This is a genomic window from Bradyrhizobium symbiodeficiens (genome assembly GCF_002266465.3).
Classification (GTDB): domain Bacteria; phylum Pseudomonadota; class Alphaproteobacteria; order Rhizobiales; family Xanthobacteraceae; genus Bradyrhizobium; species Bradyrhizobium symbiodeficiens.
Map to the genome: position 1 here is coordinate 1307439 of NZ_CP029427.2, position 15553 is coordinate 1322991.

The window sequence follows — 15553 nt, forward strand, 5'->3', positions numbered from 1 at the left end:
TATAGGCAGCAGCAATAGGCAGTCGAGGTCACACCATCTGCCGGATCGATAAGCGTTTGAAAAGCGCTCCCCATCCACAGTTCTGACGATGCTGCCCTGACCGGCGCAGCGCAAGGATGCCGGCCGAACAGGGCGACTTACATCTGGCGGCAAGGCGACGACGTCGATCGGCTTCGCCTGAAAGGGACGGTAGATGAGCGAAGCTCCGGCTAAACACAAATTCTGGGACAATATCGTTCCATTGAAGGGCGGCCTTTCGGGCCCGCAACTCGCCGGGTGGACGCCAGGTCCTGCGGCGAGAACCGGAATGGGCTGCCGGATCCTCGCCGATCAGATGATCCCCGTCGAAGCCGGAATTGCGCTCGCCGCCGACGTCTACCTCCCGAGGGTCGCGGGCCGCTATCCGGCTGTCATCGCCTTCTCCGCCTATTCGAAGGAGCTGCAGGCGACCGGGGCGCCTGCGGGCAACAACGAGACCGGCAGCCCGCCCGTCTTCACCGATCGTGGCTATGCCCATGTGATAGTCGCAAGGCGCGGCATGGGCCGTTCCGGCGGCGTCGCGGGCGCCTACTTCAACGACGCCGACGTCGTTGACCACGCCAAGGTGGTACAGTGGGCCGCCAAGCAGGTTTGGTGTGACGGGCAAGTGGTGCTGTTCGGCACGTCCTATTTTGGCATTGTTCAGCCGCAGGTGGCGCTTCGGAATCCAGCGGCGCTGAAGGGCTTTTTCACCATCGAGATGTGTACGGACTATTTCCGCCACGTCGTCATGTATGGCGGCGGCCCGCAGGTCGACTTCCTGTCGCTATGGATGGGCGCCAACTTTACGCCATTCCAGTTCGCACTACGCGTGCCGCCGCTGGTCAGGGCCGTTGCCAGCCATATCTTCAACTCGAAGCTTAAGCGCTGGTGGTGGCCGCAGATCAAGAAGCGGATGTCCCGCATTATGAAGCGCTTCCGGCAGAACATGCCGACGCGACCCACACGAGAGTTATTCGCTGCCATGGTGCTCGACGGCAAAACCCGAGCCACCAGCGCGCTGCCGCCTGGCCCATCCGGGCGACTGGACGGGATCACCTTGCCCTTTGTCGTGATTCAAAACCCCGGCTATCTCAACCTGCATCAATTTGGAGCGTACGACCTGTTCGAGAACGCCGGCACACCGAAGAATTGCAAGTGGCTGATCATCGGACCGGCAACCTATGAACTGCCCTCTTTTCACTGGCAGCTGGAGGCACTCGCCTTCTTCGATCACTTGCTCTATGGCGCCGCCAACGGCTACGCCGGGCAGGCGCCGGTTCGTTACTGGACCGAGGGAGCCGGGGAGTACCGCTGCGCCGGGGACTTCCCCGTGCCGGACAGCGAGGCCGTGCGCTTTTATCCGGCTTCGAACGGCGCCGACCGTGCGATGCACCGGCTCCTCACGAAGCCCGTGCAATCCGGCGCGAACCACTGGGCCGCCGTGCCCTACGGCGCGATTGTCACACCCGGCTTCGACGAGGTGGCCAACCCGATACTCGGTTTCGAGACGTCGATCGATCGTGACACTGAATTCACCGGCCCGGTCACGCTGAGTCTCGTCTTCAGTTCGAACGAGATCGATTCGCATATTGTGGCGCGCACCGGCCGGGTCGCTCGGGACGGCACCTATCAGTTGCTGTCGATGGGCATGATCCGGCCGGCCTGCCGCCGGATCGACACGGCGCGCAGCACGGCGACCGAGATCGCCATCGACATCGACAGGCCCGAGCCCCTGACGCCGGGCTCGCCGGTCACGTTGCGCTTCAGCCTGACGCCCCAGCCGGTCGTACTTAAGATGGGCGAGCGCCTGCGCCTCGATATCGCCAGCCGCGTCGATCTGCTGCGCAGCGACCAGAGCCATGGCCATGCTCAGTTCGATATGCAGGTGCCTCCCTACTTCGCGCGCAACACGATCCACTATGGCCCGGATACCTATGTGGAAATGTATCAGGTGCCCGACAGACGCCGACCTTCCCTGGCCGATGACGGAGAAATATGAATATACGGGCAGCTCTCGCCGTCATTGAGCTCGATCATCCAATGATGGCCCTTGAGATTCGCGCGATCATATGCCTGCGTGAGTGACCAAGCTCGTCGTCCAGCAGATGCCCGATCGGTAAGCCTGAAGGAGGAGAGGCCTGACTCGGGTGCGGCATGTCAAATGGACAACACGATCACATGAGACAAGCTCATCGCGCCGCTGCCCGGATTGGCGCCTGGTTTGACCGGATTGATCCGGGCACGCATCGGCGCATCAAGGGCCTGCGTCTGGTGACCGCGTTCGGCCTGGCGGCGATGCTTGCGACCGTGCCCGAAATCGCCGATGGCCGTGGGGTCATGCTGGGGACGCTTGCCGCAGGTTTTGCGCTGTGGGCGAGCGTGTCGGAAGCTCAGACGACCCGATATGAATCAGCTCGCGATCTCTTGCTGCTGTGCCTCGCGGCGGGGGCCGGCTCCGCGAGCTTCGCCGTCTTTGCTATTCCTTTGGGGGCCGGCTGGGCAGAACTGACCCTGGTCTCGGGAAGCTTTTGCGTCGGTTACCTCAGGCGTTATGGCACCCTTGGCGCGGGCATCGGCTCGCAGATATTCATCGGTCAATTATTGGCCTACAGCGCCGGCACCACTGTTGCAGATCTGTCGACGGTCGCGTTGGCTGTCGTATTGGCGATACTGGCCTCTGTCGTGCCGCGCATGCTCAGCGGTCCCGCCGAACAACCAGTCATCGCTGCACCGCTTCCGCAGCCCGAGGGCGCTACGATCTTTTCAGAAATCGTGATGGGCCTGCAAGCCACCATCGCTTCACTTTCTATCGTCGTGCTTGGCTGGGCAGTGGGTATGACCCAGTCCGCCTGGGCGATCACCGCCTGCACTTATGTCGTGGCGAATTCGACGGTGGGAACGATCGATCGTGTCCGACGCCGGATCGGCGGAACCTTGATCGGCGTTCCGCTCGGTCTTGCCTGCCTGCCTATTGCCAATCATGCGCCCTTGTTGATTTGGGGCGCGGCTGCAATCGCGATGATCATCTATGCGATGGCGTTGCCCGAGCGTTATGACATTGCATGTGGCGCCTACGCCTTTGCGCTGGTCGTGACCATGGCTGCGACCGGCGAATACTCGTTTGTGACACTCGCTGCGCGAGCTTGGGAAACGATCGTCGGCGGTGCGCTCGGCATCGCCGTGGTCTTATCGTTGTCGCAGCTGCCAAGCCTGCTTCAGCATGATAAGCAGAAATGATGGTGCGGTGCTGTCTCGTAGGCTGATAGACCACGAGCAATGTCCGCGCCTCGCCATCGCCCCGGCCAGCCCGAGCGGGGCTCAGGCCGTGTGACAGGCGGTGGCGACCTCGATCAAGGAAGGCCTGCCGGCCTTGAGCGCGCGCGCGAAGGCGGCGGCGAAAGCGGCGTCGGTGTCGACTCGCACCGCCTCCATCCCGTAACCCGTCGCGATGGCGACGAAGTCGATGCCCGGCACGTCGAGGCCGGGCACGCGCTCCGCCTCCAGCACGCTGGCGAACCATCGCAGGGCGCCGTAGGTGCCGTTGCGCATGATGACGAACACGACCGGCACGTTGTTCTGCGCCGCCGTCCACAAGGCGGTGACGCTGTAATTGGCTGAGCCGTCGCCGATGACCGCGATCACCTGCCGGTTCGGTTCGGCGAGTTGGACACCTACGGCGGCCGGCATGGCGAAGCCGAGGCCTCCCGCCGCGCCGAAATAGTAGCTCCCCGGCTTCTCCCAGCGCATCCGCTCCCACATCGCCTCGATCGTCGAGGTGGATTCATTCACATAGATGGCATCGCGCGGGGCGAGGTCGTCCATGAGGTCGAGGACGCGCTCGGAGGTGAGGGGGGCTGCGCCGGGCGCGCTCCGTGGCGGTGCCTCCCGCGGCTGCGGCGCCGCCCGTTCTGCCTCGCACACTGTGTCGGCGAGCGCTGCAAGGATGAGGCCCACGTCGCCGACGATCGCGTCGCCCATGGGGGCGCGGGCGGCCTCGTCGGGATCGCAGGTGATCTGGATCAGCTCCGCGCCGGCCGGCAGCAGGGGGCCGGGATCATATTGGTGATAGCGGAACACCGGCGCGCCGGCCACCAGCACCAGGTCGTGGCCCTCCAGCAGCCGGGAGATGCCGGCCATGCTGGCGGGCAGGAGGCCGCGGAAGTTCGGATGGGTGGTGGGGAAGGGGCAGCGCGGCGCCGAGGGGGCGATCCACACCGGCGCCTTCAGCCGCTCGGCAAGACGCACCGCGTGCTGGTTCGTCCGCGCCGCGTCCACATCCGGCCCGAGGACGATGACCGGATTGGCGCTACGCTCGAGGCGTGCGGCGAGTGCGGCCGCCGCGCCGGCGTCGAGAGCGCCCGCGGCGGAGACAGCCCGGTCCAGCAGCCGCAGCGATTCCGGTTCGGCGGGCTTGGCCCAGTCGTCATAGGGGATGGATAGGTAGACCGGCCCGGGCGCAGGCAGGCTGGACAGGTGCAGAGCGCGGCTCATGGCGAGGGGCACGTCCTCGGCGCGCGCCGGCTCGTAGGACCATTTCACCAGCGGCTTCGGCAGCGTGGTCGCGTCGAGATTGGTCAGCAGCGGCTCGATGCCGATCATGGCACGGATCTGCTGGCCGGCGGTCACCACCAGCGGTGAATGCGCATTCCATGCATTCGCGAAGCCGCCCATGGCGTTGCCAGTGCCGGCGGCGGAGTGGAGGTTGACCAGCGCGGTGCGCCCCGTGGCCTGCGCGTAGCCGTCGGCAATCCCGATGGCAACGCCCTCGTGCAGGGCGAGGATGTAGCGGAAGTCGGACGGGAAGTCCTGCAGGAAAGGCAGCTCGTTTGAGCCGGGATTGCCGAAGATGGTGGTGATACCGTGACGGCGGAGCAAGTCGTAGGTCAGGTCGCGGATGGTGGTCGCCATGATGGGCCTCCGGAAAGTCAGATATTCTGGGATAGGGGCGCGCAAGCTGGTGTTGGAGCTTGTGGGCACGTCAACGGAAGCCGTATTCGCCCCAGCGCTGCTTGACGCGGTCGACGATCTCCGGCGGATAGCCGTGACGAAATGATGCGCGGATCGGCAGTATCTCGCCCCATTCGTCCGGCGGCAGGCAGTTGTAGACGATCTTGCCGGTCGCGCCCGAAACCTTTTCGCTCGTGCGCAAGTAAGCGAGCAATGGCGCCGCGTCGATGTGATCGAAATTGGCGTGGCCGAGGAAGGGATGGCAGCGCGTGGCGAAGGCCCAGACCAGCTCGTCGGTATCGGTCGGATCGACGTCGTCATTGAGCACGATCACCTTCGGCACTACCGCTCCTGCTTTGGTCGCAAAGATCGTCTTGCCGATCTTCTCGCACAGCGCCTTGCTTTCCTCGATGCCGGTGCGGCGCCGCCAGTCGCGCGGCACGGTCACCACCAGCCAGTGCAGCGCCGCCTGCAGCGGCATCCAGGCCGTGGTGACGGCAAGGCCGGCGGCGCGCAGGTCGTGCAGGATCTGCGCTGCGCTTGGAATGCCCCACGCGGTGTGGTTTTCCTCGACCGGCTCGCCGGCCGCGACGACGGGGAGAATGGCGTCGTCGCGATGGCTGATTGCCGAGACCCGGTAGACCGGCCGGCGCATGACCGGCTCCAGCGGCACGTAGCCGGCAAATTCACCCATCGGTCCTTCCTGCACGGACTCGTCGAGGTGCAGATGACCCTCGATGAGAATCTCCGCGCTCGCCGGCGCTTCGAGATCGACGGTGCGGCAACGCACGGTCTTGATGGGCCGGCCCAGTAGCGCGCCGAGACGGCCGCTCTCGTTGACATAGTCCGGCAGCGGCATGCCGCAAATGAACGGGATCGCCGGCTCGACGCCGAGCGCCAGCGCGAACGGCATCGGCTTGCCGATATCGGCCCATGCCTTCGCGACCATGCCGACATGCTGTTGCGGGGCGACGATACCCGACATGCGCTTGCCGTCGACCAGCATCATGCGGGCGATCGACCAGTTGGTCCATGAGCCGTCGGGCGTCCGTGCGACGATGCAGCCCCAGGTGTTGAGGTAGCGTCCGCCGTCACCGTGATGAATGAGGGGCACCGGCAGGAGATTGAGATCGACGTCGTCGCCCGTCGTCACGTTTTCGAAGCACGGCGCGTCGTCGACGGCGACCGGATCGACCGGCGGCAAATCGAGGCTCCGGGCGATGGCCTCGACGATGTCTTGTCCTGTGCTGTTCGGCGGCAGGCCGAGCGAGGTCGCGACGCGCACCAGTTCGCGCCCCAACTGCCGGCTGGCGCCGCCGGGCGCACCAAGGATTCGGAAGCCGGAGGGATGGTCCGAGAAAGCCTTGAACAGCGGTGCCGGCGCGCCGGTCTCGTTGCAGCGGCGGATGATGGCGCCTAGTTCGAGGTTGAGCGATACTGGGGCGTCGATGTCCTGGATTTCGCCGAGGCTGCGCAGGGCCTCGATGTATTGTCGCAGGTCAGTTAGCGGCATGATGCAATCTCCTTTGTCAGGCGTTGTTGGATGTGGCGGCGATTGACGCCGTCTCGGTTCGTTCCGGCGGCCGGCCGCTCCAGCGATGCACCAGCCCAGCGTCGATGTCGTAGAGGTCGAGCACCCGTCCGATGGTATGGTTCACCATGTCGTCCAGCGTCTGCGGTCGGTCATAGAAGGCCGGCACCGGCGGGAAGACGATGGCGCCGTTCTCGGTCGCCGCCGCCATCGAGCGGATGTGCCCGGCATGGAGCGGCGCCTCGCGGAACAGCAACACCACGCGCCGGCGCTCCTTCAGGCAGACGTCGGCTGCGCGCGACAGGAGTCCATCGGTATTGCCGGTGGCGATTGCGGACAGGCTGCGCACCGAGCATGGGGCGACCACCATGCCCATGGTGCGGAAGGAGCCTGAGGCGATGGTCGCACCGATGTCGCCATCCGAATAATGATAGTCGGCTGCGGCGCGGACCTCGCGCACTTTCAGGTCGGTCTCGTAAGCGAGCGTCCGTTCGCCCGCCTTGGTCATGACGAGATGCGTTTCGATGTCGAGCTCGCGCAGCATCTGAAGCAGCCGCAAGCCGTAGATGACGCCGGTTGCGCCGCTGATCCCGACGATCATGCGCCGGCGTGGCGTGCTGGGAAGTGGTTTGTGCATGGGACGATCCAGAGTTCGTTGAACATGCACTGGATAGACGCCGGTCCTGATCGCCACATCCTCATAAGTGATGATGCATCGCGACGCGCCGTCGGTTATTCGATCAACAGCGCGTATCGTATGGCGCCCAGCATGGAGGTTGACGCATGCCATTCAGCTTTCTTCATTCGACGCACCAGGAGCCGCCGATCCTGATTCCCGCGATCGGGCTTGACCTGCGCGTGCGCGTACCACCTGAGATGGCCGGTGGTGTGCTGACGTCGATCGAAACCGTCAACGCGCCAGGGTACGGGCCGCCGCTGCACCGGCACCACGAGACCGAGATTTTCTACGTGCTGGAGGGCCGTTATCTCTTCGAGGTGGATGGCAGGCGGCTTACGGCGGAGACCGGCGACGTGGTGACGGTCCCGGGCGGAGCGGCCCACACCTTCGTCAATATCACTGACGGCCCGGCGCGGCAGTTCATCCAGATCGTTCCCGGCCTTGATGCCAAGGCCTTCTTTCTCGGCCTCGCCGACGTGATGCGCGACGGCAAGCTTGACCAGGCGGCTTTGAATGCCTTCGGTAAGCAATGGCACATGGAGTTTCTCGGCCCGCCCCTGAAAAAGCCAGCGCGATGAAGCCGACGACTGGGGCCTATCGTCCGTCCTGCCCTCGCGGCGCGATCGCCGCGAGCGACGCCATCGAGCGTTCGAAGTCGCGTAGGTTCTCGGTGCCCGACTTGCCGAGGATCGAGCGAATTTGGCTGCGGATGGTTGGGAGTGAGACGTTGCGCTGCTGCGCCACGTCTTCCGCGCTTGCGCCGCCCGAAAGCGCCACGGCAACATCCGCCTCCGCCCGGCTCAAGCCGAAGACTTCGCACAGCATTTGAGGCGGGGGCGATGCCACCCGGCCGAGATCGCGGACTACGACCATGGCGAGCTTTTCGGCGAGGCCGCCTCCGTCCGCTGTTGCCTCATCGGCCGAAAGGCCTTGCGGTGCCGGCGACACCAAGACGGCGCAGGACGACATGTCGCGATTGACGATCCGCATCGAACCGCCGACTTGTCCCGAGGTGGCGGAGGTGACGAGGCGTCTCAATGTCATGGCAGCGTCCTTGGCCTGAGCCGCAAGATAGACGCCGCCCGCCGCATACGGTCCGGATCGCAGGGCGCGCAATCCGGCATCGGGATGGGCTAGATCCTTTTGGGAGGCCGCGTTCATGAAATGGATGCGCAGCCCCGCATCGACTATGGCAACGCCGACCGGCAGCACGTCAAGCGCCGCCCGGGTCGCCCAGGAGGCTTGGGACTCCTGACCAAGGCGGGCACGCAACTCCACCGCGCGCTGCAAATGCGGCACCAGCGCCTGCAGAAGGCGCCGTTCCTTCTCGCCAAAGGGCTCAGCGTCGTCTGCCCGGAACAGGCCGAACGGCATTGCATGAGTGACACCGACCAGGCTCGCGAGCAGATGCCGTCGCGCGTGGTGGCGCGCGAAGTCGTTGTAGTATTCGCTGCGCAGAAAGGACTGCTCCGGCACCAGCTCCGGTCCCAGCATGACATTGGTCAGGTGTCTTGTTCGGGCCTCCGCGAAATCGCGACGCGCCTGAATGAGGTAGGGGTTCAGCGGATGATAATAGGCGAGATAGATCGCCTCGCTCTCGTCGAACCGCATCATCACGTTTCGCGAGGCCTCGCCGCGGTCTCCGGTCCGCAGCATCGCGCCCTGAGCATCGACCAGTCGGCACAGGCGCGTGCCGACACTCTCCCAGTCTCCGCCAGCGGCCGCCGCCTCGTAGATGGCGCCGACGCAATCGGCAAGTTCGCTCTCCGTATCCGCCACGCCGCGCTCCTGGCGATTGCGTTGCCGAGAACCATTACGGGGCCCCTTCCGAGGCCTGAACTGACGATGGTTCGCCGGAATGTGGTCTTCGCGAGGAAGCTTGCGATTCGGAGCAGGGAGAGTCGCAACTGCCGCATTCATGGTGCCAACTCCACTTGCGAAGACGTCGGGCGGGATCGCGCCGCCGGAACGGATGAAGCGATAGTCCTCAGGATCGTGAAACGCCAATACGGCTTCGCTATCCCCATATTGGCGGCGGATATGGCGGGTCATGGAGACCCGAAGGAATATTCCCGATCCCTCCGAGCCTCTCGTTGAAATGCTTGAATCTTCATCGACTTAGCCGACGATCTGATCGCGACCGCCTGACGGTCGGCTACAGGACCGAAGCCGTCAAAATGCCGGTGCCGTCATTCTTGGGGGCTGTACCGCGGGGCTTGGCAGCCATGCGCGCGCCCTTCGGTTCAGGACCTGATGCCACCAGCAAGGCGACGAGGATGGCCATGACGCCAGCGGTAAGGGCCATGGTCAGGCCGTAGTTGTTGGCGAAGTGACCGGCGATCCAGATCTGAATATTGGCATTCGCCGCCGCCAGGAAATTGCCTGCCTGATAGACAAAGCCGGGGAAGGTGGCCCGAACTGACGGGGGCGAGAGCTCGTTGAGGTAGGCGGGCACGATGCCCCACGCCCCCTGCACGCACACCAACATGAGGAACGCGGTGAAGCCCAGCATCAGCGGTGTCGACGCCGAAGCCCAGAAAGGAAGAACCGGCAATGCAAGCAGGACCGCCAGCGTCATGGCCCATTTCCGGCCAATCCGCTGCGACAGCATTCCGAACGCGATGCCGCCAATCAGTCCGCCGATATTGGCGACGATCATGATCGCCGAAATCATGTCCGTTGACAGTTTGTGCTGTGCGCCGAGAAATTCGCTCGGATAGAGGTCCTGGGATCCGTGGGCGAAGAAATTCAAGGCCATCATCAGCACGACGGCAAAGCTGGCGAATCCCGCACTTCGTCGCAAGACCTGCCAGATACCCACCTTGCGGTCTTCGGCTGAGAAACTCTGCCACGCCGGACTTTCCTGCACGCTGCGGCGGACATAGAACGCAAGAACGGCCGGCAGGATTCCAACCATGAACATGCCACGCCAGCCGAGCCAGGGCAGAGCGAGGTAAAGCAGGGATGCGAGCAGGTAACCACTGGGATAGCCGGCCTGGAGAACGCCTGATGCGAGACCGCGCCATTTTTCCGGTACGCTTTCCATGACAAGCGAAGAGGCAACTCCCCACTCGCCGCCCATGGCCACACCAAAGAGCGCCCGCAGGATCAGAAAGGCCGTGAGTGTGGGGGCGAGACCCGAGCAGAACTCGAGCAGCGCGTAACACACGACGTTGAGCATGAGGACCGGGCGGCGGCCGAAGCGATCCGCAAGCCGGCCAAAGATGATCGCGCCGACCGCGCGGCAGGCGAGCGTGAGCGTTATGGCGGTCGCGACGTCCCCGACCGGCACCTGGAAGGATGCTGCGACTTCGCGCAGCACGAACACCATGATGAAAAAGTCAAAGGCGTCGAGGGTCCATCCAAGGTAGGCAGCAAAGAGAGCGTGGAGCTGCCCCTGTGATGCCTGCTCGCCACTGGTGTTCTGCATGTTCGGCCCCCGAGAAAAGCAGGAATGGAAATGTCGCGGCTGGTCTGACGACGTCGATGGTGTCTGGTAATCGATGGTTCGCCGATATCAGGCGCGTCCAAGCATTCGGGCACATAGCTCGCAACGTCGATGCAGAACAAATACGACTTCGATATGCGGGTATTGCCGGTGCATATGGCGGCTGCTGCGACGCGCTATTCCATGCGGGGAATGTGGACCGAGGCTGTGAAACAACCGTTCGTCTCTTCGTGCGGCCATAGCGCCGGCAGATGGCCGCATATCGAGATCGTATTTGTTTGTTGCAGAGATCGGCGCGATGAGGTCGACGCCAAAAGGTTCAATTCGAATGGATGAGAGACATGACGGACGAAGCGGAAGCGAAGAAGTTGAATGCGCCATTGAAGCGCCTGATGTGCTTGGGTTGCGGTTTTTCCTACGACGAGGCACTTGGCCTGCCTGAACACGGGCTGGCTCCGGGCACACGGTGGGAAGACGTTCCTTCCGACTGGGTGTGTCCGGACTGCGGAACGCCGAAGGATCAATTCGAAATGATCGTGATCGGCTACGCAACCGACGGCGCGGCTCTGGCTGCTGCTGCATAGCTGGCTCAATCCAACTCATACAGGAGCAATCCAATGTCGAATTCATTCATACTGCGCGATCGCGATCGCGGCCATGATCTCATTCGCTCCGATGGAACGCGTTCGTCCTACATCGCAGGCCATCCCGACGGGTTCGTGACGCGGGCGTCGAGCTTCAACTTTCATGACTACCAGGCCGGCCGTCCCGGATTTGGACCGATCCGCGTATTCGGCGACGAGGTCTTTCACGGCGCGGGTTGCGGCTACAACATGCACCCTCACCACAATTTCGTCATTTGCGCCTTCGTGTTGCAGGGCGAACTCACGCACCTCAACACCGCAGGAGCGGGAGTGGTCGATCAGCTCAGGCAGGGCGACTACTACGTCTTCTCGGCCGGTTCAGGCGGAAAGCACAGCGAGCTCAGCGTCAGCCCCGAAGACATGAATGCGATCTATATCTGGCTCATGCCCAATCAGCTTTATCGCCCGCCGGCCTATCACCGGGCTCATTTCGACTATCGCAGGCGACGCGACTGCATCGAGCAACTGGTCGGCGACGGCGATGGGGCGCTGCCGGTGCCGCAGGATATCCGCGTTTCGCGGCTGGTCACCGATGCCGGCAAGAGCTTTCCGTATCGTCTCAGATCCACGGCACATGGCGTCTACGTATTCGTGCTTGAAGGTTCGGTGAATCTCAACGGGACCGAACTCGGTCGCCGCGACAGCTCCGGTATCTGGGATGTGGAACAGGTCGAACTGACCGCGACTGCGGATGCGACCGACGTGATGATCGTCGAGACCCTGATGATCGACGATGACAAGATCAAAAAGTGGGAAACCGAACAGGCCCATCACTGACGTGACGGGTCATCGACCGCAACAAGGAAATTCCGACAATGCCCGTGCTAAACATTAGTTATCCCGCCGGCCGTCTCGACGCGAAGACCAAGTCGGCTCTTGCAGGCAAACTGACCGACGTCCTCATTCGGATGGAGGGCGGAGCAAATACCCCTGGCGGCCGTGGCTTCGCAGCCGTCCTGTTTCAGGAGATCTCCGAAGATGATTGGTGGGTCGGAGGGAAGACCGACGACACGTTCGTCTCGCCATCCGGAAAGTTTCTCGTTCGCGTCACGATACCAGAAGGCTATATGAATGCCGCACACAAGACGGAAGTTCACGCTTGGGTGACGGATGCGATCCTTGAAGTGACGGGGTCGGCAGATCATTCCGGTTCCAACAGCATCCAGGTGATTTTGGACGAGGTGCCCGAAGGCAATTGGGGTGCCGGCGGCCGGACGATTAGTCTCGAAAGCATCGCCGGCACCGTCGGCATGTCGACCAGCGGCAGCCGGTTCGCGTGGGTGCGTTCTTATTTTGAGGCGAAGGCGATGCAGCTCAAGCTATTCGGCTATCCGGACGACATGGGAGGAGTGCTTCCGTCCGTGGCTGCAAAGTCGCGAAAGTCGGAGCACGCAGTCGGCTAGAGGATGAAGCGTCCCGTTTCGGGTGCTCCGATGGCGGGGCACTCTCTCCCGGTATCCGGCCTGGCCGGAGGAGGGAGTCGTGCTGCAACGCGCTATGATCGACCGCCGGCTCCGGGCGGTCGATATCGGCAAGCCTCCGCGTCGCTCGGGACGGCGTGCGGCGCGTCGCCGCGGAGCTTGACATCTCGATCGCTTTTGGGCGGTAACTCGTGATGGACGGAAGCGCGATCGAGAATGGCCGGATGCAGTACCGTCACCTCTACTACTTCGTTGAAATTATCGAAGCGGGAAGCTTTTCTCAGGCCGCGCGGACAATCCACGTCGCCCAGCCCGCGCTCAGTCAGCAAATCTCCGAACTCGAGGTCTCGCTCGGCGTCGCGCTTCTCCAAAGAAGCGCGAGAGGAATTCGGCCAACCTACCGGCGAGAGGCTTTACGAGGAAGCCTCCTCGCTTCTCCGCCGGTTTGAAAACCTGTCCAGCCTGGTTCGCTCGAGTATTGGCGAGGTCGAAGGGCTGGTGAGTTTGGGAATGCCAGCCTCGCTTTCCACCACGATGGTCGGCCCGTTCATCGAGGCAAGGCGAGCTACCCGCGGGTCACTCTCAAGTTCGTCGATGGGGACAGCGAATTTCTTCGCGAGGAGGTCGAGAGAGGGCAGTCGGGCCTGGCGCTGGCCTATGAAGACGAATTCTTTCCGGTGGTGCTGCGGCAGCCGTCCTGGAGCGGTGTGGCTGGATTGAGAGCCGTGGATCGTCGCTTGCTGCGGGGCCGCGGTAGGCGCCCTGAAGGCAGGGCGGGCCGGCAGGCGAAGCCATAAATGGCCGCGCCTGCCGTGGGCTCGTCAGTCGCCACGCTCAGCGGCGAATTCGATGCCGGCCTGGGTCTCGGAAATGGCCTGCGAGATCAGGTTCATGGCGCGGACGCGGTGACCGCCCTTGTCGGGAGTGGCTTCGCGCAGCGATCCGAGTGCCTGATAGAGCGCGGACAACGCGCGTTCCATATTGCCCTGATAGGCGTCGGCCGAATTTGCGGAGACGCCGAGCAATCCGACAGCCGCCAGGCCGGTGGCTGCGGTGGTCGTAAAGACGCGACGCGTGATGTTCGAGTTCGACATGTTGTTTCCTTCGATTGGGATTCGACGAGGCGACGCGTGTCCAGGCTGTCGAGGCAGTGGCTCGTGTCGCGCGGCGCATCACTCGCCGAACGTGCCCGGAAAACAAATATTGATTGCGTATGCGGGTATAGCCGGCGCCAATAGGCGCGCGATGTCAGGCCGTTTGGCGCAGCGTTCGAATCCAGAGTAAGGTCGAGCCGATGCACAAGAGTCCGAGGCAAAGCGATGGTACCAGCATCGGGCCAAGTACACTGCCGGTCTGCCGCTCGACCCAGGGCGCGAGATTCTGGGCAAAGAAGCCGCCCAAATTCCCAATCGAGTTTATCGCTGCGATGCTGGCTGCGGCACGAGCACCCGAGAAGAAGCGCGGCGGGAATGTCCAGAAGCACGGATTGAGCAGCACGAGGCATGGGCCGCCGATCGCCAGCGCGATGAAGCGAAGCGTGTTATCCGGCAGCAGGATGCTCGCGACGAAGCAACTCGCGCCGAGCAGCGTCGCACACATTGCCGCGGAGAAGATGGATCTGTCGTCGCGCAGAAGACGGGGAACGGCCAGGACGATGGCCGCGCCGAGGGCCCAGGGGATCATGTTCAACAGCCCGTTCACGGTCGGGGAAACGCCGAAAGCCTTGACGATCGTGGGCAGCCAGTAGGTTACACCATAGAAGGCCGTGGCATAAAGCATATAGACGGACCCAAAGGCTATGACAGTTGGATCCCAGAGGGCAGCCCATGGATTGTTGTAGGCGGAGATGCGTGATTGCCGGCGTGCATGCGCGGCCGCGAGTATCTGCCTCTCCGATTCATCGAGAAAACGCGCTGACTCCGGAGACGAGGGCAGATAGATCAGCACTGCAAACGTGAGCAGCACGGCTGGTATGCCCGTTCCGACGAACACCCACTGCCAGCCCGCAAGACCTCCCGTGCCGTTGAGATCGAGCAAAAGGCCGTTGGTCAGTCCCCCCAGCATGTTGCCCAAGCTACTGCCCAGGGTGAAGAGGCCGAGCATCCGGATCCGGTGGGGTTCTGGAAACCACGTGCTGATGTAGAACACGGCTCCGGGATAGAAGCCGGCTTCCGCTGCGCCCAGCAGAAAGCGCAGGGCATAAAACGAGGACGCAGACGACGTGAACGCCATCAGCACTGTCACCACGCCCCAACTGAGGATCAGCAGCGCCAGCCAGAGACGGGCGCCGTACCGTTCGAGAGCGAGACAGCTCGGTACTTCGAATGCCACGTAGCCGATGAAGAACAGCGATGATCCGAAACCGTAAGACGCTTCCGAAAGGTGCAGATCCGAGACCATCTGCAGCTTTGCAAAGCTGACATTCTGCCGGTCGATGAACGCCACCAGAAAGAGCAGGATCAATAGTGGCATGAGGCGCCAAGCCAGCCGTCGAATCAGCGCCTGCTCGTCGAGGTGACTCATCTCAGGTGAAATTTCTCGGCGTTGCCTATGGTAGGAGCTGGTTCCCCATAACAGATTTGTGAGGCATTTGCTGAGGCTGTGCGGACGATCGCCGGGTAACGAGCACTGCGAACGCATTCGCGCGCATTCTCCCCGTTCAAGTTATTGAATAGCATTACGAAAAATAGCCAGCCCCCTGCTTCCGGCGTGGCCGTTCCGGCGGCGCAGATGCCGGCCATAGGCGCCGCCAATACCTGCATATCGAAGCGGTATTTGTTTTCGATGGTTGCCTGGATCATTTGTCCGCTCCGTCAGCGGGCAGGCAGGTCGGTCTGGATTGCCCTGGTTCAACAAGGGCGC

15 protein-coding genes are annotated in these 15553 nt (G+C 63.2%); 7 read left to right on the top strand and 8 right to left on the bottom strand.

Going from position 1 to position 15553, the window contains the following annotated elements; all coding sequences use genetic code 11:
• Positions 1-193 precede the first annotated feature (193 nt).
• Both CIT39_RS06190 and CIT39_RS06195 read left to right on the top strand, forming a co-directional pair.
• Positions 194-2020 carry a CocE/NonD family hydrolase gene (locus tag CIT39_RS06190; RefSeq protein WP_094972943.1) on the top strand — a complete coding sequence of 609 codons (1827 nt, stop codon included), beginning with the start codon at positions 194-196 and terminating at the stop codon, positions 2018-2020.
• Between the two features lie 179 nt (positions 2021-2199).
• Complete coding sequence (locus CIT39_RS06195) at positions 2200-3258, top strand: FUSC family protein (protein WP_202975549.1); 1059 nt, start codon at positions 2200-2202, stop codon at positions 3256-3258.
• Positions 3259-3339: 81 nt separating this feature from the next.
• Here CIT39_RS06195 and mdlC read toward each other — a convergent pair whose 3' ends face one another.
• The 3 genes from mdlC to CIT39_RS06210 form a co-directional block, all read right to left on the bottom strand.
• On the bottom strand, positions 3340-4929 hold the full coding sequence (gene mdlC, locus CIT39_RS06200) for a benzoylformate decarboxylase (RefSeq protein ID WP_094972941.1): 1590 nt from the start codon (positions 4927-4929) through the stop codon (positions 3340-3342).
• A 70-nt stretch (positions 4930-4999) separates the two neighbouring features.
• Positions 5000-6481 (bottom strand): UbiD family decarboxylase, encoded by a 1482-nt coding sequence (locus CIT39_RS06205; RefSeq protein WP_094972940.1) that lies wholly within the window; start codon positions 6479-6481, stop codon positions 5000-5002.
• Between the two features lie 16 nt (positions 6482-6497).
• Positions 6498-7136, bottom strand: a complete 639-nt coding sequence (locus CIT39_RS06210) for a UbiX family flavin prenyltransferase (RefSeq protein WP_094972939.1) — start codon at positions 7134-7136, stop codon at positions 6498-6500.
• Positions 7137-7282: 146 nt separating this feature from the next.
• Here CIT39_RS06210 and CIT39_RS06215 point away from each other — a divergent pair, with 146 nt between their 5' ends.
• The gene (locus tag CIT39_RS06215; RefSeq protein ID WP_094972938.1) at positions 7283-7756 is read left to right on the top strand and encodes a cupin domain-containing protein; all 474 of its coding nucleotides are present in this window, start codon (positions 7283-7285) and stop codon (positions 7754-7756) included.
• A gap of 16 nt (positions 7757-7772) precedes the next feature.
• Here the strand turns inward: CIT39_RS06215 and CIT39_RS06220 are convergent, their stop codons facing one another.
• Both CIT39_RS06220 and CIT39_RS06225 read right to left on the bottom strand, forming a co-directional pair.
• Positions 7773-9098, bottom strand: coding sequence for a helix-turn-helix transcriptional regulator (locus CIT39_RS06220; RefSeq protein ID WP_148667280.1), 1326 nt, complete (start codon positions 9096-9098; stop codon positions 7773-7775).
• A 235-nt stretch (positions 9099-9333) separates the two neighbouring features.
• Positions 9334-10608, bottom strand: coding sequence for an MFS transporter (locus tag CIT39_RS06225; RefSeq protein WP_094972936.1), 1275 nt, complete (start codon positions 10606-10608; stop codon positions 9334-9336).
• Positions 10609-10967: 359 nt separating this feature from the next.
• On the opposite strand from CIT39_RS06225, the gene CIT39_RS06230 reads away from it, so the two are divergent.
• From CIT39_RS06230 to CIT39_RS33155, 4 genes are all read left to right on the top strand, one after another.
• Positions 10968-11210, top strand: coding sequence for a rubredoxin (locus tag CIT39_RS06230; RefSeq protein ID WP_456298870.1), 243 nt, complete (start codon positions 10968-10970; stop codon positions 11208-11210).
• Between the two features lie 135 nt (positions 11211-11345).
• Positions 11346-12047: a pirin family protein gene (locus CIT39_RS06235; protein ID WP_244607523.1), complete on the top strand. Its 702-nt coding sequence runs from the start codon at positions 11346-11348 to the stop codon at positions 12045-12047.
• 38 nt (positions 12048-12085) lie between these two features.
• Positions 12086-12673, top strand: a complete 588-nt coding sequence (locus CIT39_RS06240) for a tautomerase family protein (RefSeq protein WP_094972934.1) — start codon at positions 12086-12088, stop codon at positions 12671-12673.
• 242 nt (positions 12674-12915) lie between these two features.
• Positions 12916-13140: a LysR family transcriptional regulator gene (locus CIT39_RS33155; RefSeq protein ID WP_094973471.1), complete on the top strand. Its 225-nt coding sequence runs from the start codon at positions 12916-12918 to the stop codon at positions 13138-13140.
• Positions 13141-13512: 372 nt separating this feature from the next.
• Here CIT39_RS33155 and CIT39_RS06245 read toward each other — a convergent pair whose 3' ends face one another.
• From CIT39_RS06245 to CIT39_RS06255, 3 genes are all read right to left on the bottom strand, one after another.
• Positions 13513-13785, bottom strand: a complete 273-nt coding sequence (locus CIT39_RS06245; RefSeq protein WP_094972933.1) for a hypothetical protein — start codon at positions 13783-13785, stop codon at positions 13513-13515.
• Positions 13786-13939: 154 nt separating this feature from the next.
• On the bottom strand, positions 13940-15214 hold the full coding sequence (locus CIT39_RS06250; RefSeq protein WP_094972932.1) for an MFS transporter: 1275 nt from the start codon (positions 15212-15214) through the stop codon (positions 13940-13942).
• Positions 15211-15492, bottom strand: coding sequence for a hypothetical protein (locus tag CIT39_RS06255; protein ID WP_148667281.1), 282 nt, complete (start codon positions 15490-15492; stop codon positions 15211-15213). Before CIT39_RS06255 ends, CIT39_RS06250 begins: the two co-directional genes overlap by 4 nt.
• Between the last annotated feature and the right edge of the window lie 61 nt (positions 15493-15553).

Bases quoted from the DNA above. Each gene is read 5' to 3' on its own strand.
- CIT39_RS06190 (WP_094972943.1), top strand. From the start codon at position 194: ATGAGCGAAGCTCCGGCTAAACACAAATTCTGGGACAATATCGTTCCA.
- CIT39_RS06195 (WP_202975549.1), top strand. From the start codon at position 2,200: ATGAGACAAGCTCATCGCGCCGCTGCCCGGATTGGCGCCTGGTTTGAC.
- mdlC (WP_094972941.1), bottom strand. From the start codon at position 4,929: ATGGCGACCACCATCCGCGACCTGACCTACGACTTGCTCCGCCGTCAC.
- CIT39_RS06205 (WP_094972940.1), bottom strand. From the start codon at position 6,481: ATGCCGCTAACTGACCTGCGACAATACATCGAGGCCCTGCGCAGCCTC.
- CIT39_RS06210 (WP_094972939.1), bottom strand. From the start codon at position 7,136: ATGCACAAACCACTTCCCAGCACGCCACGCCGGCGCATGATCGTCGGG.
- CIT39_RS06215 (WP_094972938.1), top strand. From the start codon at position 7,283: ATGCCATTCAGCTTTCTTCATTCGACGCACCAGGAGCCGCCGATCCTG.
- CIT39_RS06220 (WP_148667280.1), bottom strand. From the start codon at position 9,098: ATGAATGCGGCAGTTGCGACTCTCCCTGCTCCGAATCGCAAGCTTCCT.
- CIT39_RS06225 (WP_094972936.1), bottom strand. From the start codon at position 10,608: ATGCAGAACACCAGTGGCGAGCAGGCATCACAGGGGCAGCTCCACGCT.
- CIT39_RS06230 (WP_456298870.1), top strand. From the start codon at position 10,968: ATGACGGACGAAGCGGAAGCGAAGAAGTTGAATGCGCCATTGAAGCGC.
- CIT39_RS06240 (WP_094972934.1), top strand. From the start codon at position 12,086: ATGCCCGTGCTAAACATTAGTTATCCCGCCGGCCGTCTCGACGCGAAG.
- CIT39_RS33155 (WP_094973471.1), top strand. From the start codon at position 12,916: ATGCAGTACCGTCACCTCTACTACTTCGTTGAAATTATCGAAGCGGGA.
- CIT39_RS06245 (WP_094972933.1), bottom strand. From the start codon at position 13,785: ATGTCGAACTCGAACATCACGCGTCGCGTCTTTACGACCACCGCAGCC.
- CIT39_RS06250 (WP_094972932.1), bottom strand. From the start codon at position 15,214: ATGAGTCACCTCGACGAGCAGGCGCTGATTCGACGGCTGGCTTGGCGC.
- CIT39_RS06255 (WP_148667281.1), bottom strand. From the start codon at position 15,492: ATGATCCAGGCAACCATCGAAAACAAATACCGCTTCGATATGCAGGTA.